The 19,000-nt window shown below is 63.8% G+C and carries 23 protein-coding genes and 2 pseudogenes; 8 read left to right on the top strand and 17 right to left on the bottom strand.

What is annotated here, in order from left to right; translation table 11 throughout:
• The 5 genes and pseudogenes from WAN02_RS06145 to WAN02_RS06125 form a co-directional block, all read right to left on the bottom strand.
• Positions 1-175, bottom strand: a pseudogene (locus WAN02_RS06145) (TIGR03857 family LLM class F420-dependent oxidoreductase); the annotation flags it as partial.
• Entirely contained in the window at positions 172-546 is a 375-nt protein-coding gene (locus WAN02_RS06140; protein ID WP_422263275.1) for a nuclear transport factor 2 family protein, read from the bottom strand. The gene WAN02_RS06140 and the pseudogene WAN02_RS06145, both read right to left, overlap by 4 nt.
• On the bottom strand, positions 543-1,598 hold the full coding sequence (locus WAN02_RS06135) for a phosphotransferase (protein WP_422263279.1): 1,056 nt from the start codon (positions 1,596-1,598) through the stop codon (positions 543-545). Before WAN02_RS06135 ends, WAN02_RS06140 begins: the two co-directional genes overlap by 4 nt.
• 85 nt (positions 1,599-1,683) lie before the next feature.
• The gene (locus tag WAN02_RS06130; RefSeq protein WP_422263274.1) at positions 1,684-2,229 is read right to left on the bottom strand and encodes a nuclear transport factor 2 family protein; all 546 of its coding nucleotides are present in this window, start codon (positions 2,227-2,229) and stop codon (positions 1,684-1,686) included.
• Positions 2,230-2,280: 51 nt separating this feature from the next.
• Positions 2,281-3,642, bottom strand: a complete 1,362-nt coding sequence (locus WAN02_RS06125; RefSeq protein ID WP_422263273.1) for a cytochrome P450 — start codon at positions 3,640-3,642, stop codon at positions 2,281-2,283.
• A 232-nt stretch (positions 3,643-3,874) separates the two neighbouring features.
• Between WAN02_RS06125 and WAN02_RS06120 the strand changes: the two genes are divergently transcribed.
• Positions 3,875-4,495: a TetR/AcrR family transcriptional regulator gene (locus tag WAN02_RS06120; protein ID WP_422263272.1), complete on the top strand. Its 621-nt coding sequence runs from the start codon at positions 3,875-3,877 to the stop codon at positions 4,493-4,495.
• 24 nt (positions 4,496-4,519) lie between these two features.
• Here WAN02_RS06120 and WAN02_RS06115 read toward each other — a convergent pair whose 3' ends face one another.
• Genes WAN02_RS06115 through WAN02_RS06065 form a run of 11 tightly spaced genes read right to left on the bottom strand, consistent with a single transcriptional unit; the run spans position 4,520 to position 13,066 of the window.
• Complete coding sequence (locus WAN02_RS06115; RefSeq protein WP_422263271.1) at positions 4,520-4,960, bottom strand: MaoC family dehydratase; 441 nt, start codon at positions 4,958-4,960, stop codon at positions 4,520-4,522.
• A complete protein-coding gene (locus tag WAN02_RS06110; RefSeq protein ID WP_422263270.1) occupies positions 4,957-6,108 on the bottom strand; it encodes an acyl-CoA dehydrogenase family protein in 1,152 nt (383 codons plus the stop codon). The genes WAN02_RS06115 and WAN02_RS06110 overlap by 4 nt, the downstream gene beginning before the upstream one ends.
• A complete protein-coding gene (locus WAN02_RS06105) occupies positions 6,108-6,692 on the bottom strand; it encodes an FAS1-like dehydratase domain-containing protein (protein WP_422263269.1) in 585 nt (194 codons plus the stop codon). The genes WAN02_RS06110 and WAN02_RS06105 overlap by 1 nt, the downstream gene beginning before the upstream one ends.
• Positions 6,689-7,462, bottom strand: a complete 774-nt coding sequence (locus WAN02_RS06100; protein WP_422263268.1) for an SDR family NAD(P)-dependent oxidoreductase — start codon at positions 7,460-7,462, stop codon at positions 6,689-6,691. The genes WAN02_RS06105 and WAN02_RS06100 overlap by 4 nt, the downstream gene beginning before the upstream one ends.
• Complete coding sequence (locus tag WAN02_RS06095) at positions 7,459-8,229, bottom strand: SDR family NAD(P)-dependent oxidoreductase (protein ID WP_422263278.1); 771 nt, start codon at positions 8,227-8,229, stop codon at positions 7,459-7,461. Before WAN02_RS06095 ends, WAN02_RS06100 begins: the two co-directional genes overlap by 4 nt.
• Complete coding sequence (locus WAN02_RS06090) at positions 8,229-8,987, bottom strand: enoyl-CoA hydratase family protein (protein ID WP_422263267.1); 759 nt, start codon at positions 8,985-8,987, stop codon at positions 8,229-8,231. The genes WAN02_RS06095 and WAN02_RS06090 overlap by 1 nt, the downstream gene beginning before the upstream one ends.
• Positions 8,984-9,430, bottom strand: coding sequence for a PPOX class F420-dependent oxidoreductase (locus WAN02_RS06085; protein ID WP_422263266.1), 447 nt, complete (start codon positions 9,428-9,430; stop codon positions 8,984-8,986). The genes WAN02_RS06090 and WAN02_RS06085 overlap by 4 nt, the downstream gene beginning before the upstream one ends.
• A complete protein-coding gene (locus WAN02_RS06080; protein ID WP_422263265.1) occupies positions 9,427-10,197 on the bottom strand; it encodes an SDR family oxidoreductase in 771 nt (256 codons plus the stop codon). Before WAN02_RS06080 ends, WAN02_RS06085 begins: the two co-directional genes overlap by 4 nt.
• Entirely contained in the window at positions 10,194-11,249 is a 1,056-nt protein-coding gene (locus tag WAN02_RS06075) for an NAD(P)H-dependent flavin oxidoreductase (protein ID WP_422263264.1), read from the bottom strand. Before WAN02_RS06075 ends, WAN02_RS06080 begins: the two co-directional genes overlap by 4 nt.
• Positions 11,246-11,875: a gamma carbonic anhydrase family protein gene (locus WAN02_RS06070; RefSeq protein ID WP_422263263.1), complete on the bottom strand. Its 630-nt coding sequence runs from the start codon at positions 11,873-11,875 to the stop codon at positions 11,246-11,248. Before WAN02_RS06070 ends, WAN02_RS06075 begins: the two co-directional genes overlap by 4 nt.
• A 24-nt stretch (positions 11,876-11,899) precedes the next feature.
• On the bottom strand, positions 11,900-13,066 hold the full coding sequence (locus tag WAN02_RS06065; protein WP_422263262.1) for an acyl-CoA dehydrogenase family protein: 1,167 nt from the start codon (positions 13,064-13,066) through the stop codon (positions 11,900-11,902).
• 300 nt (positions 13,067-13,366) lie between these two features.
• Between WAN02_RS06065 and WAN02_RS06060 the strand changes: the two genes are divergently transcribed.
• The 4 genes from WAN02_RS06060 (at position 13,367) to WAN02_RS06045 (ending at position 16,346) form a co-directional block, all read left to right on the top strand.
• Entirely contained in the window at positions 13,367-13,519 is a 153-nt protein-coding gene (locus WAN02_RS06060) for a hypothetical protein (protein ID WP_422263261.1), read from the top strand.
• Between the two features lie 68 nt (positions 13,520-13,587).
• Positions 13,588-14,808 (top strand): cytochrome P450, encoded by a 1,221-nt coding sequence (locus WAN02_RS06055; RefSeq protein WP_422263277.1) that lies wholly within the window; start codon positions 13,588-13,590, stop codon positions 14,806-14,808.
• 190 nt (positions 14,809-14,998) lie between these two features.
• Positions 14,999-16,072 carry a GTP 3',8-cyclase MoaA gene (moaA, locus tag WAN02_RS06050; RefSeq protein WP_422263260.1) on the top strand — a complete coding sequence of 358 codons (1,074 nt, stop codon included), beginning with the start codon at positions 14,999-15,001 and terminating at the stop codon, positions 16,070-16,072.
• A 1-nt stretch (position 16,073) separates the two neighbouring features.
• Entirely contained in the window at positions 16,074-16,346 is a 273-nt protein-coding gene (locus WAN02_RS06045; RefSeq protein ID WP_422263259.1) for a MoaD/ThiS family protein, read from the top strand.
• Between the two features lie 87 nt (positions 16,347-16,433).
• On the opposite strand, the gene WAN02_RS06040 is transcribed toward WAN02_RS06045, so the two are convergent.
• The gene (locus WAN02_RS06040; RefSeq protein WP_422263258.1) at positions 16,434-16,859 is read right to left on the bottom strand and encodes a molybdenum cofactor biosynthesis protein MoaE; all 426 of its coding nucleotides are present in this window, start codon (positions 16,857-16,859) and stop codon (positions 16,434-16,436) included.
• A gap of 546 nt (positions 16,860-17,405) precedes the next feature.
• Here WAN02_RS06040 and WAN02_RS06035 point away from each other — a divergent pair.
• From WAN02_RS06035 to WAN02_RS06025, 3 genes and pseudogenes are all read left to right on the top strand, one after another.
• Positions 17,406-17,618: a TOBE domain-containing protein gene (locus WAN02_RS06035; RefSeq protein WP_422263276.1), complete on the top strand. Its 213-nt coding sequence runs from the start codon at positions 17,406-17,408 to the stop codon at positions 17,616-17,618.
• A gap of 20 nt (positions 17,619-17,638) precedes the next feature.
• Positions 17,639-18,844 carry a gephyrin-like molybdotransferase Glp gene (gene glp / locus WAN02_RS06030; protein WP_422263257.1) on the top strand — a complete coding sequence of 402 codons (1,206 nt, stop codon included), beginning with the start codon at positions 17,639-17,641 and terminating at the stop codon, positions 18,842-18,844.
• Between the two features lie 11 nt (positions 18,845-18,855).
• Positions 18,856-19,000 (top strand): annotated as a pseudogene (locus tag WAN02_RS06025) (cyclic pyranopterin monophosphate synthase MoaC); the annotation flags it as partial.

The following is a 19,000-nucleotide window of genomic DNA, read 5'->3' as shown; positions in this document are numbered from 1 at the left end:
ATGCGGCGCCGACCAGTGAGGAGGCCTCCTTGACGTTCCAGCGCTCGGAAATGAACGCGCTACCGAAGCCGAGCTCCTCGCCGCGCCGGGCCTCGTCGATCAACGTCGCCGGGCCCTCGCCACCTGCACCGGCCAGCAGGTAATAACCGAGTTCGTCGAGCACGCGTTCTGTCACTGCCAAACCCCTTGCTTGTGGCCGCAATTCCAGACCTCGGTGATCCGGCCATCGACAACTCGGAAGATCTCCAAGCTGCCGATATCGATCCTGGCGCCGTCCTTGAGCTCCATCGACGACCCGTAAACGATCGCGACATGTTCGCCGTCGTCGCCGGCCACCACGAGGTTCAGGTCGAAACACACCTTGTCGAACATCGCCCAGTGGTCAACGATTCGTTGCACGGCCTGGCGATGCGTCAACGTGAGCGCCTCGCCCACCTCGTGGCGGATCACCGTGTCGCCCATCAACTCCTCGGCGAGCGCGAAGTCCCGCTCGTTCCAGACGACCAAGTTGTACAGCTCCACGACTTCACGGGCGGTGCGGGTCACTCGAACACCGCCAGCGCATCGACCTCGTCAATGGCCGCCACTGCGCGCTCGGTGAGTTTCAGGCACAGCAGGCGGGATCGCTCCGGCAACGACTCCCAGGTGATCAAGGCGGTCACGGGGAGGCAGATCAGGTAGGCGACGGCGAATCGGTAGTGGCGCCAAGCGTCGTCGAAGGAGTAATCGTCGACCCCGCACTCGGCGAGCGACTCGAGGTACCCACGGACCAGTTGTTCGTCGCGACCCGCACGCAGCGAGGTTGGCAGACCCTGGCTGACCAGATAGGCCACATCGGAAGCGCCAACGCCCCTGGCGGCGAGCTGGAAGTCGACCACCTTGAGTTGGTCGCGGGAAAAGAACAAATTGTCTGCCCTGATGTCGCCGTGCACCAGCATCGAGCGCTCGGTCAACGCCTGCAGGGCGATCGCGGCGTGGTCGGTGAAACGTTCGGCATAGCGTGCGACTACCGGCGTCACCGGTGCCCCCGCATGTTCGCGGTACACCTGCCACCCCTGGGCGAACACCGCCGGCAACACTTCCCTGGTCATCTGTGTGTCCAGGCTCGGGAACGCTTGCAGCGCAGCCGAGTTGGCCGGGTCCATCGACCACGCGTGCAACCCGGCGAGCTGCGCGATACACAGCCGGACCTGCTGCAGCGACAGCCCAGCCAGATGGTCCGCGTTATCCCAGTCCTTCAGATCCTCGAGTACCAGAACGAAATCCGTGGAATCTGCCGCCATCCTCGCGGCGTACACGCGCGGCGTGCCCAACGGTGCGCGACCGGCAACGTATCGGTAGAACGCTAACTCGCGTGCATAGCCGCCCATCATCTCCATGGCGCCGCGCGCCTCGGATTGGGCCGGCAGCTTCGCGATGACGCTTCCCGGCACGCTCGCATCACCGGTCAGATGCAGTCGGTACAGCAACGAGGAGAAGCCGCTGTCCACCGCGATCTGCTCCGCACGAACGCCCGTTATGGTGGCGCCCAGCACCCGTGTCAGCCACTTGGCGTCCAGTTCCTCGATGGTGGAGGGCACCTCCGCGGTGGCCGAAATCACCGTAAGACCCCTTTCAGACAAATGACGAAGAAGAACTAACCGAGTCTTCGGTGAGTGCGGACAGCCTGCGAAGGTGGCTTCGCTACCACAGGGGAACCGGCGTCTGGCCGATCGGGTACCAGCACTGCGGCTTCTCGCCGGACACCGCATGCTCGAGGCGCTTGAGCATCGCGTCGGACAATTTGCCCGCCTTGATCAGCTTCTTGTAACGCGCTGCGATGTGGCCAAAGTCGAAGAAGTCGCGCTGCCAGTCGAATTTGCCGTTTCCCGCGTAGCGGAACCAGCTGCCACCGATGCCATGAATCAGCTCCTCGTGGCCGTCGACGTCGCAGGAGAGATGCTTCCAAAATCCCACGATCTCGCCGATTCTGTCGTCAATCAAGACGCGCTCGTACGGGTACTTCCACCCTTCGAGGCCCTCCATCTCCTTGCCCATGGCGATGTCGCGGATCTCGTCGATGCCGACGCACATGACATCCTCCTTCGGCCCGACATTCCATCCGTAGGTCGCATCGTCGGTGTAGAACGAGGCCAGAATCCTCCAGTCGCCGATGCGCTCGGCCTCCTTGTTGGCGTCGATCCAGTTCTTCATCACGTCTTCAATTTCTTCGCGCGGGAACGCGGGCATCGCTTGGTCTCCTCGTGTTTCGTCGGATGTGTATTCGGTGAGTTCGGTGTTCTACGTTCGCGGCCCCTGGCGACGGCGATAGCGCACCTTCGCCGGACGCTCCAGCTGCACCACCATCTTCGAATGATCGTTGCGGTAGGTGTCGGCCGGCTGCGCCATCTCGAATTCATAGGCGCGCAATAGAACCGAGAAGATGGCCTTGATCTGCATGGTCGCAAACGCCGCGCCCACGCAGCGGTGCCGGCCAGCGCCGAAAGGAATCCAGGTCCAGCGATTTACCAGGTCCTCCTGGCGTGGCTCCACATATCGCTGCGGGATGAATCTGTCCGGCTCCGGAAAGTCTTCCGGCGCCCGATTGGAAATCGCCGGCGACACCGCCACCATGTCACCACGATGGATGGTGTGCCCGACAACCTCGAACTCACCGGTGGCGCAGCGCATCAGGATGATCAGCGGCGGATGTAGTCGCAGCACTTCCTTGAGTGAATTCTCCAATAGCGGAATCTGGCGCAGTGCATGAAAACTGACCGACTGGCCATCGGCGTAGAGATCGTCGAGTTCGGCGATCACTCCTGCGTACACGTCCGGATGCCGGAGCAACTCAATGAGCGTCCACGATGACGTTCCCGAACTGGTGTGGTGGCCCGCGAACATCAATGAGATGAACATGCCCGTGATCTCGCTGGCACTGAAGCGCGGTTCGCCGTGTTCGTCTTTCAAGGCCACCAGCACGTCGAGCATGTCGCGATCTTCTTTGGACGCCGGAGGACTGGCCAGGCGACCTGCCATCAACCCACCGACCAATTCGACCAGCTGTATCCGGGCCTCATCGCGGCGACGAAAGCTCTCGATGGGCAGGTAGGGGTCGACGTAACACAGCGGGTCGGTTCCCCGTTCGAGTTCGTGGTACAGATGGGCGAATCGCGAATCGAGCTGTTCACGAAACTTGGTGCCGATCAGGCAGGCGGACGATGTGTAGATCGTCAATTCGGCGAAGAATTCAAGCAGATCGATCTCGCCGTGATCCCCCCAGTCGGCGATCATCCGGCGCACCTCGTTCTCAATGGTGGCGGCATGGCCCTTCATGTGCTCACCGCGCAGCGCATTGTTGTGCAGCATCTCCTTGCGCCGCTCGGGGCTGATGTCATAGCTAACGCCCTCGCCGAAGATCGGCGTCATGAACGGGTAGGCCTCAGCCGGGTCCATATCCTCATCGGACGCCCGGAAGAAGAACTCGTTCGCTTCAGCACCCGACAGCAGTACGACTTTCTTGTTCGCTAGATGAAAGATGCCGAAGTCGCCGCATTCGTCGCGGACGCGTTGCATCAATGCGATCGGATCGGTCCGAAACTCCTCCAAGTGACCACGTTCACCTTGGCCGCCGGAGACCACGGGCGCGGTGGCTAACGACATGTCGTTGCTCCTGAACTGTGCTTGGTCTGGGGCAGCTCCGGCAATGTCGCCAACGCGCTGTATATGTCTCTAGACATGTCTCCAACACTACATCACAACGCGCCCTAGACAACAGCCTCAATTGTGACGGCGACTCGTGGCGCCCCGCATCGCGTTGTGTATAGAGAGACTTTGGATGGCGTTATAGACTGGCGTTATGCCTACGTCTGACCCAGCACCGAGAGTGGTGCAGATGCTGCTGACGTCGAATCAGCAAGCCACCCGGCAAGCTTTGGTCGATACGGCCATCGAGCTGGCGACCGAGGGCGGCTATGACGCGGTGTCGATGCCGGAGGTGGCCAGACTCGCGGGCATGTCAACGGCCAAGGCGTATCAATACATCGGAACGAAGGATCAGCTACTGGTCGAGGCGCTGCTCAGCCTCGGCCAACGGTCGACAGAAGACGTTGAACGCCATCAGAATACGGGCGATACCCCCGCCAAACGGCTACGTTGGGAAGTTGGCCGGATCATGAAAGCCGTCGCGGAGCGTCCACTGCTCTACCGCGCGCTATATCGCGCCTATGTCACCAATGGGCCTGCCTTCGAGGGCGACAATGCGATCGTCCTGGGTCCCCACCAGGCCGCATGGATCAGCAAGGCGCTAACGGGGGGCGCCACTGCCGGCTACACGAAGAAGGATCTGGAGGCTGCAGCCCGCATTTTCAGTTGCATGATTCAGGGTGGAATTGTCAGTGTGGCGGCCGGACGTTCGATCTCGGAGATTACGGCGGTCCTCGACGAGGCGATCGACCGATTGCTGCCGGCCCCGTCCGTGTCGCCCAAGACGCCGAGGCGTGCGGGAAGAAGTTGATGAGCGATCGATGCGCGACCCGGCTCAAACTCGTGGCCCTGGGCCGAGTTGCAGTTCGGCGGTGCCGGCTAGATGGGTGCCTAGTGAGTTCGACCCGATGACGTCCAGCAGCACCCTGCCGGTGCGCAAGTCGACCGCGGTGATATTTGCGCTTAGGAGCATTGTGTCTCCTGGGTAGTTCGGTGCCCCTAGCCGGATCTTCAATGCCGTCAGTTGCGCCGCAGGCCCCGACCAACCGCGGACGTAGCGTTCTACCAGTCCGTTGCTCGTCAGAATGTTCATGAAGATGTCCGCTGAGCCCTTCTCCCTGGCACAGTCGGGGTCGTGGTGCACGTCCTCGTAGTCTCGACTGGCAATGGCCGTCGCGATGATCATGGTTCGGGTGATGGGGATGACCAGCTCCGGCACTACGTCCCCGATCGTCACCGAATCGATGGCCCGCGACGGGTACTGGTCAGCCTTCATCGCACGCCCTCCAGTTCGCTCGGCAGGTGTTCGGAGGCGAGCAGCGCCCCGAGCTGAGCAAGACCGGCGCCGCGGCCGCCGAGCGTGACAGCGAGCTGCTTGCCCCACAGGAAATACCGGTGCAGCGGATAGTCCACGTCGACGCCGAGACCGCCATGTAGATGCACGGCCGCGAACACCGCTGCAAGCCCGGCATTGTCGGCCCACCACTTCGCCACCCGGACCGCCAACTCGGTTGACCGGCCAGAGCCGCCCTTGTCCAGACAGTCGATCGCCTGCCAGAGAGTGGTTCGCATCGCCTCAGCCCCGATATAGCAATCAGCCATCTGATGTTGGGCGGCCTGAAACGTCCCAAGGGGGCGGTCAAACTGAACCCGAGAACTCAAATAGGTTGCCGTGCGGGCGATCACACTATCCGTCACACCTAACTGCAAGGCTGCGAGGGCGACCCGGGCGTGGGCAAGCACAGTGGCCAGCAGACCATCGCCTGGGGCGCCGACGGCAAGGCCGATGGCGCCGTTTAGGGTCAGGTCGCCGGCCGAACCGTGGTCTGTCACCGGCACCGCGTCGCTGCGGACACCGGCGCCGTTGCGATCGACCAGGAACAGCCCGACGCCGGCGGGCGCGGTCGCCGACACGAGGACGTGCCGAGCAACCGAGATCGCCGGTACAGCGGCTTTCTGCCCCTCCAAGAGCCAGGTGTCTTCCGAGAACGGTGACGCCATGCATGTCGGTGTGGCGGGATCGGTTGCCGCCGGAGACGTCGAATACTCTTCGAGGGCGACCGTGACCCGGGCTGTCCCCGCAGCGAGATCACGCAACATCTGCACGCTGTGCTCGGTGCTGTTTGCCGATGACAAAGCCTGCACGCCAACGTAATGCGGCCACAGCGGAACCGGAGCGACGAACCTGGCCTGCTCCTCGAGCACCGCGCAACACGCTGACCAGTCCAGGCCGCCACCCCCATGCGCTCCGCCGATACCGATCCCGAGGAGACCGGAACGTGCCAACCCGTCCCACAATGTCTCGTCGTGACCTGGGCTGGACGCCTCAATCAGGCGGAGTCGGTCCTCGCTCACCCGCCGTTTGAATACGTCACTGGCGAGTTGACGCACATCGGTGACTACTTCGTCTTCAGTGAAATCCATCAGTCCTCCAGGGAATGCGTTTTGATGGCTGGGTTGTAGCGCAGTGTGCGCCAACGTTGTTGGGCGACCACGTGGCCGTGTTGGTCGCGGTAGATCTTCAGCGAGGTAACGAACCTGCCGGCACCGAGGCGGGTCGTGCGTTCTGCCGAAATGTCTTCAACCACCTCGTCAAGTGTGATGCGATCGCCCGGATTGACTTCCCGAAAAAACTCGAACTCCGAGTTCGTGGCCACGACGGCGGTGTACCCGTGGGCAGCCAGGCATTGCCCTAGGACGTTTGCACCGGCCACCTCTGGCCTGTCGGCGGCCGGGCTGAGCGTGGCACGGTAGCCGGCCATCGTCCACGCTTGCAGCATGGTTGCCGGTGCCACGATGTCGCTGCGACCAGTGGTTTGCGCGGTACGTCGGTCCACATAGACCGGGTTGCCATCACCCATGGCTTCGACCCAGTGACGGATCATCGGAACGTTGACGCAGTCCTGGCTGATGATGTTCGACCGCAACGCCCGACCGATGAAGGTCGCGAGGTCGGCTGGCATGTCGTCGGTGATCTGCACATGCGCGCGCGAAATGTGTTCTGTCATGCGAGCAATCCCCCATCCATGAATAGGGAACGGCCCGTCATGAACGCCGACTGATCACTGCATAAAAAGACCACCGCCGCCGCCAAGTCTTCAGGTGCGGCCAGTCTGCCGACGAGGGTCTGTGCGCTCATCTGCGACTCGAATTCCACCCGCCGTTCCGCGTCGCGCGGCAGGATCATGTCGGTGGCCACCGGTCCTGGCACGAGATTGTTGACCCGAATGCGGTCTGGCGCCCATTCTTTGGCCATCGTGGAGGTCCAGTTGACCAACGCCGCTTTTGCTGCGGAGTAGGCCCCGATTCCCGCCATCGGCTGAAACGCACCCGCGGCGGCCACGTTGACGATCGCGCCTCCGCCCGCCCGCAAGTGGGGATGGGCAGCCTGGGCCAACAACACCGGCCCTTTGAGGTTGACCGCCCAGATCTCGTCAAGCTCGTCTTCGGTGACTTTCAGTACCAGATGCGGCTTAAGGATTGCGGCGTTGTTCACCAGCACGTCGATGCCGCCGAATGTGTCTACAGTGTGGCTGATCAGCCGGCAGCGGTCAGCGGTGACGGAGATATCGGCGGCGATCGCCGACGCCTGCCCGCCCTCGCCCTGGATCTTCTCGACCACCTCCTGACATCGGGCCAGTTGTCGTCCGGCCAATACCACCTGTGCGCCTGCGGCGGCCAGCCCCCGCGCCAGCGCGGCGCCCAGCCCGCGTCCCCCGCCCGTAACGATGGCGACACGACCGTCCAGATAGCCCTCACCGGCGGCTCTGCTGGTCATCGGTCCCTCGGCTTGCCCGCTGTCACGCCACCATCGGCCACAAGATCGGCACCGGTGACGAATGACGCCTCATCAGACGCGAGAAACGCACAGACGGAAGCGATCTCGGTGGGCGCCGCCATGCGGCCCAGCGGATACAACGCGTAGGCGCGGTCATAATCGGCCTGCGTCCACCCCTCGCGGCGTGTCATCTCGGTAACGGTCGGGCCCGGCGCCACCGTGTTCACCCGAATTCCCAGCGGCCCCAGTTCGATTGCAGCTGTCTTCGACAGCCCCCGAATGCCAAATTTCGATGCCGTGTAAGCCGGCATTCCGAACCGTCCCTCGAACCCCTGCGCCGACGAGAAGTTGATGATCGACCCGCCGCCGCGTGTCTGCATCGATGACATGACCGCGCGTATTCCCAGGTACGCGCCGACAAGGTTGGTCTCGATCACCTTGCGGAACGTGTCGCCGTCGCATTCGGCGATTGGTTGTACCCGCATGATCCCGGCATTGTTGACGAGGACGTCGACCCCGCCCCAGCGCCCCGCGATCTCCTCGACAGTGCGCAACCATGCTGTCTCATCGGTGATGTCGAGTGTCAGGGCGAGGGCAGTGTCGGATCGAACGCTGTTGAGGCGATCGGCAACTGCGGTGCACAAATCCGCACGCTTGTCGAGTAGCGCCACCCGCGCTCCCTCGAGGACGAACCGTTCGGCGACGGCCGCTCCGATGCCCCTCGCGGCGCCGGTGACTATCGCGACCTTGTCGGTGAGCCCATTCATCACCGGGTGATGATCCGGTCGCCGCGCACGAACGCATCGCGCTGTTTGGCCCCGTCGCCGCGAATATTCAGCTCGTAGGTGTGGCCCTGCTCGATGCGGTAGTTGCGCTCCATGTCATAGAAGTCGATCTCGTTGAGAGCCGTCTTGGCCTGCCGGATTACCTGTTCCGGCTTCTTCAAGATCGCGCGGGCCACTTCGAGCGCGTTGTCCAACAACACTTCTGGTTCGGTGAGCCGGTAAACCGTTCCCCATTCGTGTAGTTGAGCGGCCGACACAGACTCACAGGTGAACACCATCCTGCGCAGCATCATCGGCGGTACCAACTTCGCCAGGTGCGAGGCGCATCCGAGCGCCCCGTTGTCCACTTCGGGCAGTCCGAATCGCGCTTTGGTGGAGGCGATCAGGATGTCGCAACTGCCCACCAGGCCAACCCCGAGTCCGAGTGCGTACCCGTTGACGGCGGCGATGACAGGAACCGGAGTGCGGTAGATCGCGGAGAACGCGGCGAAGCACGCGTTTCCCGAGCCGATGAGGAAATCGAAGGTGCCCGACGACTGCATCTGCTTGATATCGATGCCGGCGTTGAAACCGCGGCCCTCGGCCGTGAGGATGGCGACGCGCACGTCGCTGTCACGCGAGAAGCCGTCGAAGATATCGCGCAATCTCCATGTGTCTTCGACACTGATGGCGTTCACCGGGGGGTTGTCCATCGTCACGACGGCGACACCGTCGGTTTGAACGTCTAGGTGGATGGTCATGGTCTTTTCTCCTCGTGTTGATTGGTGCGGGGGTCGGTCAGGGGCGAGCTGTGCGGGCGGATGGTTTCGCCTTCGATGACGAAGACGAGCCGTTGTGCCCACTTGCGGCGTGGGAAGTCGATTCCCAGGTACTTCCGCGCCATCGCATCTAGGACAGCAAGCTCGGGATCGCCGCGCGTTTCCACGACGCGGCCGCGCACCAGGAGCTGTTCGTAAGGATTGTGGTAATCCACGATGGACAGTGCGACGCGCGGATCCGCGGCGATGTTGCGGGCTTTCAACGACTTGTCATCGGTGGTGATGAGAATGAGATCGCCGTCTCGCAGTACCCATACCGGTTCGGCCTTGGGTGCTCCGTCTGGCTGCACCGTCGACAGGTGAGCGATGTTGGCGCCATCGAGAAGCCGCCGCGCCGCGGTGTTGAGCGTTCCCGTCTCGGTCATGGATGCTGCCCTCCCACCGAAATCACCTCTCCAGTGAGATAACTGGCGTAGTCACTGGCAAGAAACGCAACGACATTGGCGACCTCACCGGGTTCGGCGGCCCGCCCCTGGGGCTGGTGACGCACCCACTCGGCGATCACCTCCTTGGAGCTGACCTTGTCCAGGTAGGGATGCATGGCAACGGTGGGAGCGACCGCGTTGACCCGCACACCCGCTGCGGCGACCTCGATGCCTGCGCAACGTGTCAATGCCATGACACCGGCCTTGGCCGCCGCGTAGTGGGACTGGCCCGGCTCGGCGCGCCATCCCGTGATGGAGGCGAGGTTGACAACACTGCCACGGCCCCGCGGGACCATCCGCCGAAGCGCCGCCCGAGTCCCGCGGAAGGCGCTGGTCAACGTGACGTCGAGGACACGATCCCAGTCGCTGTCAGTGAGATCGGTGATCCTGGCATCGCCGCCCAAACCAGCGTTGTTCACTACGACGTCGACCGGACCGTAGGCCTCTTCGGCAGCATCGAGCAGCTCGTCGATGGCACCTGAAGAGGTCACGTCGCACACCATCGAGGCGACGCCGAGGTCTTCGGCGGTGTGCTCGAGACGCCCTTTGTGGATGTCGCTGATGAACACTCGGGCACCCTCTGCCACGCAGCGGCGGGCACAGGCACCGCCGATCCCGGTTCCCGCGGCCGCGGTGATCACCACGACCTTGCCCTCCAGTAAGCGCGAACCCGCGGGGCCGGAAAGCTGGGCGGCTAGCGTGTTCATGCGGCCGGCTCCACGAGCGCACCGAGCACCCGATCGGCCTCAGCCATGATGCGCGCGATCAGCTCTTGGCAGGAGGGGATGTCGTCGATTACCCCAACGACCTGCCCCGAGCTGAGCACACCGATGTCCTCGCGGCCATCGACCATCGCTGCCCTACACAGCATTGGTGCGTTCGCGGCCATCACCAGCTGGCGCAGGCTGTAATCGTGCTGACGTTTCAGGGTCCAGCTCTGCCGCAGGATCGAGGCCCAACGACGGCCCGAAAGGCGTTGAAACTGACGCGCATTTCGCATCGCACCAGCGAACTCACGGACCAGTCCGTGCCGCTCGAGATCGGCGATTAGCTCCGTGCGGATCACCCGGTGCGGATGCCCGTCGATACTGCTGGTGACGACGGTTTCGGTGATCTGGGTACGCAGGTAGCGCTGCTTCATCGACATCGGCACGGGAGACTCGCGGGTCAGCAGGAACCGAGTCCCCATCGCGATTCCGGCGGCGCCGTACGCCAACGCGGCGATCAGTCCCCTGCCGTCGGAGAAGCCACCGGCGGCGATCACCGGGATGTCAACAGAATCGATGATCTGGGGCACCAGCAGGGAGGTCGGCACGTTGCCGGTGTGCCCGCCCGCCTCGGCGCCCTGAGCGATGACCGCATCGGCGCCCCAACCCGCAACCTTCTCGGCGTGCTTGCGCGCACCGACCGACGGGATGCACACGAGCCCGGCTTCTTTGAGGCGGCCCATCACCGCGGGGTCCGGCGCGAGTGCAAATGATGCCACCTTGACCCCGCCGTCGATCAGCACCCGGGCGCGGTCCTTCAGGTCCGGCGCGTCGGAGCGCAAGTTCACCCCGTAAGGTTGCTGCGTCATCTGGTTCATCTGTGCCACAGCGCCTTCCAGCTCGGGCAGCGTCATCATCGCCGCGGCGACGATCCCGAGCGCACCGGCGTTGCATACCGCGGCCGCCAAGGATGGATCGGACACGAACCCCATCCCCGTGCACACCACGGGTGCTTGCACCCCAACGAGATCGTGCAATGCCGTACGGATCATCGTGACTCCCGCGGGTTGTCGCTCCGGCGCAATTCGTGCAGGGGGGCCGACACGTCGCTGCCGGTGCTCAGTCGAGGGCGGTTGATAGGGATTTCAACAAGCGGTGTGGTCTCTCGCATGGAGGCCAGCGATCTCTTCGCCAGCTCCCGATAGACCTTCACACCGTTGGCCTTCCACCGCAGAGTTCGCTCGTCCAGCGGCCGGGTCACGGTTACGGGGTTGCCGACCGCGAGGTGCTCGGCGGGGATCGTCATCTCCGCCCGCACCAAGCTGGCTGCCCCGACGAGCGCCCGGGCCCCCACCCTTGCGCCGTCCATCACTACTGCGTTCATCCCGACCATCGCTCCCGATCCGATCACGCAACCATGCAGCACCGCACCATGTCCGATGTGGGATTCCTCCTCCAACAACAGTTCTCGATCGGGAAACGAATGCAGCACACAGCTGTCCTGGACGTTGGACCCCGCGCGGACGACGATCGGGCCGAAGTCGCCTCGTATGCTGGCCGTCGGTCCGATGTAGCAATCGGCTTCCACCACGACGTCACCGATCAGAACCGCAGACGGGTGCACGAACGCACCCGCAGCCACGACCGGTATCACTCCGTCGATCTCATAGCTGGGCATACACTGCCCCATCCGGCGTCGGCATCATCGGCCTCGTTGCGGTCGGGGCATGCCGAGCCCGGCGGTGGCCACCATGTCACGCAAGACCTCGTTGACACCGCCGCCGAAGGTGTTGACGATTCCCTGGCGCGTGGTGTGCTCGACTTCACCGGCAAGGGCGTGAGCTTCGGTGCCACTACGGATTCGTCCCGCGGCCCCGAGCACGGCAAGCAGGAGGAGTTGCACCTCGACATGGGTTTCGGTGCCGAACACCTTGGCGGCGGCGGCCTCGGCGCCCTTGAGTTCACCTTGGGCAACGGCCCAGGTCATCTTCCAGTTGATGAGACGCATGGCCTCCAGCAGTACCAGCGCTCGCGCCATCTCCTGCTGCACCCATGGAAGGTCTATCAACCCGGTACGTCGGGCCCAGGCCAGCACCTGTTCCCACAGCGCAATCACACGGCCACCGTTGGCGGCCAATCCGATTCGCTCGTGATTGAGCTGGGTGGTGATCAATTGCCACCCGCCGTTGAGCTCGCCGACCAAACTGTCCGCCGGCACTCGCACGTCGTGGTAGCTGGTTGCGGTCGTGATGTTGCCGCCGACCAGGTTTATCGGCGTCCACGAGAATCCGGGGCTGCTCGTGGGAACGATGAAGATCGACACGCCGCGGTGTTTCGGCGCTGTTGGGTCGGTGCGGCAGGCTAGCCATATGTAGTCGGCGGTGTTGGCTCCGGTGGTAAAGACTTTCGCCCCGTTGATGATCCAGTCGCTGCCGTCGGGCATCGCCCGGGTGCGCAGGCTCGCAAGATCGGTACCCGCTTCGGACTCGGTGTAGCCGATCGCGAAAACGGTTTCACCAGAGAGCATCCCGCACAGATACTTCGCCTTCTGGTCCGGTGTTCCGGCAACCATCAACGTGGGTCCCACGGTGTTGATCGTGACGAAGGGGAACGGCAGGCCCGTGCGCATCAGCTCGTCGAAGAACACGTACTGGTCCTGAATTGAGTGTCCCTGGCCTCCGACTTCCACGGGCCAGCCGACTCCAAGCCAGCCGTCGTCGCCCATGCGTTTGGTGAGCTCCCGAAAGCGGGGGCCGCCAACCTGCTCAACGGCCAGTTGGCGACGCTCCTCGTCCGACATCAAGGTGGCCACATAGGCGCTGAGCTCTTTGCGCAGGGCGGTCTGCTCCGCCGTCTCCTGCAAGTCCACACCAGCTCCTCTTGATGCCCTCAAGTCATGCGGCACTGAGGCCGATTAGAGGTCAGTCTAGAGGTAACTATATATCGACGTCCAGTCCCATGCGTGGAGCTGACATCCCACACATGATGAGCAGCCGGCCAGGCTGCGGTGTCAGTTCACCGCAATAGCAAGGTCCGTTGACCTACAGACGGTTTGTAACGGCTGCGGACAATGCCGCCTGGGCCTGCCGGGCCCCCTATGGACATGGATCTAGATATCACTCTAGACTCATGCGCGAACAATGATCCGCACCGAGGCCGAGGGAGACTGATGGCACAGAACTTCGACGGCAAGGTCGCGGTCATGACCGGGGGCGCATCGGGCATCGGCCGTCGTACCGCGGAGCTGGTGGTCGACCAGGGCGCAAGGTACTCGCCAGTGGCAGCCGGGCCGAGCTCGAGGCGATCCCCGAGATCACTGTAACCGCGGCGCATTGAGAGGTGCGTGGCCAACGAACGCGTTAGTGAGGAGTCCCCATCAGTACCACGACAATCGACGATGCCGCGAAGATGTTGGCCGACCCGATGGCCTACACCGACGAACCGAAACTCCATGCGGCGCTGGCTCATCTCCGTACCCACGCCCCGGTTTCCCGGGTCGACGTGCCGAACTACCGGCCGTTCTGGGCGATCACCAAACACGCCGACATCATGGATATCGAACGCGACAATATGCTTTTCACCAACTGGCCGCGCCCGATTCTGATCACCGCTGATGGCGACGAGACGCACAACGCTGCGGGCGTGCGAACTTTGATCCACATGGACGACCCACAACACCGGGTGGTGCGCGCGATCGGCGCAGACTGGTTTCGCCCCAAGGCGATGCGGGCACTGAAGGTTCGCGTCGACGAACTGGCCAAGACCTACGTCCACAAGATGATGGCCGCAGGCCCCGAATGCGACTTCGCGCAAGAGATAGCGGTGAACTACCCGCTCTACGTCATCATGTCGCTGTTAGGCCTGCCGGAAGCCGACTTCCCGCGCATGCTCAAACTGACCCAAGAACTCTTCGGCAGCGACGACGCCGAGTTCAAGCGCGGCACCACCTATGAGGACCAGCTGCCCGCTCTGCTTGACATGTTCGAATACTTCAATTCGGTGACGGCGTCGCGGCGCGAACATCCGACCGAGGATCTCGCGTCGGCGATCGCCAACGCCCGCATCGACGGCCAACCGCTGTCCGACATCGACACGGTTTCCTACTACCTCATCGTCGCCACCGCCGGCCACGACACCACCAGCGCGACCATCTCCGGCGGGCTGCACGCTCTCATCGAGAACCCCGACCAACGCGAGCGCCTGCGGGAAAACCTCAACCTGATGCCGCTAGCCACCGAGGAGATGATCCGCTGGGTCACCCCAGTCAAGGAATTCATGCGGACCGCCGGCGAAGACACGACCGTGCGCGGCGTGCCGATCGCAGCCGGCGAGTCGGTGCTGCTGTCATATGTATCGGCCAACCGCGACGAGGACGTCTTCGACGACCCGTTCCGCTTCGACGTCGCCCGCGACCCCAACAAACACCTGGCCTTCGGCTACGGCGTGCACTTCTGTCTGGGCGCCGCGCTGGCCCGCATGGAGGTCAACAGCTTCTTCACCGAACTGCTGCCACGGTTGAAATCGATTGAGCTGGCTGGCGATCCGCAATTCGTCGCCACGACATTCGTCGGCGGGATCAAACACCTGCCGGTACGCTACTCCGTCACATGAGCTGGGCCTGATTCGGCGGTGTCTCTGGTCGTCGCCTAAAAAGGATCCCGACGTTGCGTGGCCGCGGACCTGTCGACTGCGGTAACCGCACTCTCCTATGATGACATCCGACTCCTCACTGAGTGATAACCGTGGAGCCCGGTGACATGGATAATAAAAATGTTGCTCGCGACCAGATTCGGATGGTGCCATGATCACGACGCTCGGTGTGCCTTTGATGCCTCGTCGGCTCGAAGGCCGGGCAACACAGCCCCCGCCCACCGGACCATTGGTTGACAGCTACGGGCGGCTCGCGACCGATTTGCGGGTGTCCTTGACCGACCGCTGCAATCTGCGATGCACCTACTGCATGCCCGCCGGGGGTCTGCCGTGGTCGGCCGCCGAGCAGCTGCTGCAACCCGACGAAATCATCAGGCTGGTGCGAATAGGCGTGGCCAGGTTGAGCATAACCAAGGTGAGGTTCACCGGTGGAGAACCGTTGCTGGCCAAGCACCTTGACGAAATTATCGCCGCGACAGCCGCACTCCGGCCGCGTCCGGAGCTGGCGCTGAGCACCAACGGAGTTTTGTTGGCAGAGCGTGCGGAGGCGTTGGCCCAGGCTGGCCTGAACCGGGTGAACGTGTCGCTGGACAGCGTGGATCACCTGCACTTCGCGGCGATCACCCGCCGTGACCGGTTGGCCGACGTGCTGGCCGGCCTGGCCGCCGCGCACGCGGCGGGTCTGCGACCGGTGAAGGTGAATGCCGTGCTGGACCCGCTGACCGGCCTCGACGATGCGGTGGCGCTGGTGCGCTTCTGTCTTGCCCACGACTACCAGTTGCGGATCATCGAGCAGATGCCGCTCGATGCCGGACACGAATGGCGCCGTGAGGCTACGGTGACCGCGAACCAAGTGCTGGCGCAGCTAAGGCGTCACTACGTCCTGGAAGCCGATCCGACGCCGCGGGGTTCTGCGCCGGCCGAGTTGTGGCGGATTACTGATCGCACGACGGGCCGCAACGGAAAGGTCGGCGTGATCGCCTCGGTGTCGCAACCCTTCTGCTCGACCTGTGACCGCACCCGGTTGACCGCCGACGGGCACGTCCGCAGTTGCCTGTTCGCCACCGAGGAGACCGACCTGCGCGGGCTGCTGCGCGGCGGAGCCGACGACGCCGCGATTGAAGCGACCTGGCGTGCTGCCATGTGGGGCAAGCCGGCGGGCCACGGCATCAACGACCCCGACTTCGTCCAGCCGGCACGGCCAATGAGTGCAATCGGCGGCTGAGGTGAGGGCTGAGACCGGCAGCCCGGTCCACATCACCGTGCGGTATTTCGCAGCCGCGCGCGCCGCCGCGGGGTCCGATTCCGAGGAGCTGACCGTGCGTCCCGGCGCCACGGTTGGTGAGGTTGTCGAGGGGCTGGGGGGCCGCAGTCAGGAACTGGCCCGCATGCTGTTTCGGTGCTCCTTTCTCTGTGACGGTATGGCCGTGCGGGACCGGGCCCAGCCGCTGCGGGCGGGCAACACCATCGACATACTGCCCCCGTTTGCCGGAGGATAACCGTGTGGAGAACGTGGCCGCGGGAGCTTGGCCGCCCGCGCTCACCGATGCAGCGGTCGACGGCCCCGAACTGTCACCGCGCCGGAACTAAGCCGAGCCCACCCACTCGTCGGTTCCGTCGGCGAAGAATTGTTGCTTCCACACCGGTAACCGCGCTTTGATGGCGTCCACCAGCTCTGCGCAGGTGTCGAATGCCGCCTGGCGATGGTCGGCGGCGACCGCGGCGACCAAGGCGGCCTCGCCGATCTGCAGTACGCCGATCCGGTGGCTGGCTGCAACAGCCCGCACCCCGTGGGACTGGGCGGCGACCTGGGCCACCACATCGACGATGACCTCAGCAGCCGACGGGTGCGCGCAATATTCAAGTTTCACCACCTGTCGTCCGCCGTCATGGTCGCGAATCATGCCGACGAACCCCACGACGGCCCCCGCTGCCTGATGGCTCACCAGTTCCTCGTGCTCGGCCAGCAGGATCGGTTGATCGGTTAGCGCGGCACGCACCACCACCGTCATTGCTGGTAATCGTTCTCGGTGAATTGGCCCGCCGCGCGGTGCAGCACGTCGGAAGCGGGGGCGCAATTGCTCACGCAGCGCCCCGATGTCGTCGAAGCGGACGGCCGGATCGACCGCTTTGATCGTGTCGTACCGACGGAACGCGCCACTAAAAACGCCGTTGCCAGGACGACGGACGTCCCGTACAGCCGACTCATGTTCATGAACTCCAAACATAGCCCGTTTGGCTCTAGTCGAGTGGAAGGTTGTCGTTGTTTAGTAAGCGTTGTGCATTTTTGACAAAGTGCGTATCGAATACGTAATACGTTTTTAATTAGATATTGGGCTTTATATCGGTCCGCTATGCAACAACACCTTCTAGATTATTCTGATTCGAGACCAATGCTAAATCCGCGCTGATTTCTGGCGTGGCAAAGCGCTCTCGTTGCCGCCCGACCCGCTCGGTCGGCCGTGCTGGTGAGTGGTAGCGGCCGGTGATGGCGCGGGGGAAATCGGCGCACCGGGCCTACACTCTTCAGGGGCCACGGACGATTCGGAGGCATGCAATTGCGCCTATCAACTCGAAATCAATTCAAGGGGACCATCGTCGAAGTCGACATCGGCACTGTCATGGCAATCGTTAAGGTTCGGCTCGACGGTGGCGACCATGTCGTCACATCATCGGTGACCAAGGACGCCGTGCTCAATTTGGGCCTGAAGGAGGGCCAGCCCGCAACGGTGTTCATCAAGGCGTCAGCAGTGATCATCGGAGTGGAGTGAGGTCGTCAGCGATAACTTCCATGCGGTCAGTCGAGGAGCATCAGCGCATCGTCGCCGGGCTCATTACTGCCCGGCCGGCCATCACCGCCGAGCTGCCCGACACCGAGGGTCTGGTGCTGGTTGACGATGTGACCGCGACGGTGTCGCTGCCGGTTTTCGACAACTCCGCAATGGACGGTTACGCGGTGCGCGCCAACGAGGTGGCCTCGGCGACGACCGAGCATCCGGTGAAACTGCCTGTGGCCGAGGATATTGCGGCCGGTCGGATCGACATCCCCACGCTTGAGCCGGGGACGGCGCATCGCATCATGACCGGTGCGCCGGTCCCGGCCGGGGCGACCGCGATAGTGCCCGTTGAGGCTACTGACGGGCGGATCGATGTCGTGACGATCAACGTCCCCAGCGCCGAGGGACGCCACATCCGCCGCGCCGGCGAGGACGTCGCCACTGGCACCACGGCGTTAAGAGCCGGGCAGGTGGTCACACCGGCGGTGGTTGGCCTGGCCGCGGCGCTGGGGCTGCACGAGCTGCCGGTGATTCCGCGTCAGCGAGTGCTGGTGATTTCCACTGGATCAGAGTTGGTGTTGCCGGGTACGCCGCTGCGGCCGGGGCAGATCTATGAGTCCAACGCGGTCATGCTGGCCGCGGCCGTCCGAGACGCGGGTGCACAGGTGGTCGCCGTCGTGACGGTCGGTGATGACGTCGCTCAGTTCGCGGCGGTGCTGGACCGACACGCCGTCGACTCGGATCTGATCGTCAGCAGCGGCGGCGTCAGCGCGGGCGCCTACGAGGTGGTCAAGGACGCATTCGGTCGCGCCGGTGATCAGGGGGTGGAGTTCGTCAAGGTGGCGATGCAGCCGGGTATGCCGCAGGGCGCCGGCCGGGTGGCCGACACGCCAATCGTCACCCTGCCCGGCAATCCGGTCAGCGCACTGGTGTCCTTCGAGGTGTTCATCCGCCCGGCGTTGCGATCAGCCATGGGGCTGTCGGCTCCGGAAAGGCCACTCCGATCCGCTGTGCTGACCGAGACGTTGACCGCACCGGCCGGTAAACGCCAGTTTCGCCGCGGGATATTCGACGCCGCCGCCGGCACCGCGGTGAGCCATGGGCCGCAGGGGTCACACCATCTGCGGTGGCTGGCGTCGACCAACTGCCTACTGGACATTCCTGCAGACGTCACCGAGATACCGGCTGGCGCTCAGGTGCAGATCTGGGATCTCAGTTAGCGGCTGTCAGAATGAGATACGTGGCTGACTCGGCGACGCCTTCCACAGGTCCGCTCTCGCATATCGACGATCAGGGCGCGGCTCATATGGTCGACGTCACCGGGAAGGCAGCGTCGGCGCGCACCGCGGTTGCCGCAGGCTCGCTGCGCACCACCC

The sequence above is a fragment of the Mycobacterium sp. genome, from assembly GCF_049281135.1.
GTDB lineage: Bacteria > Actinomycetota > Actinomycetes > Mycobacteriales > Mycobacteriaceae > Mycobacterium.
The sequence above is the reverse complement of the archived record's forward strand: the minus strand, read 5'-3'. Positions and strand labels throughout refer to the sequence as shown.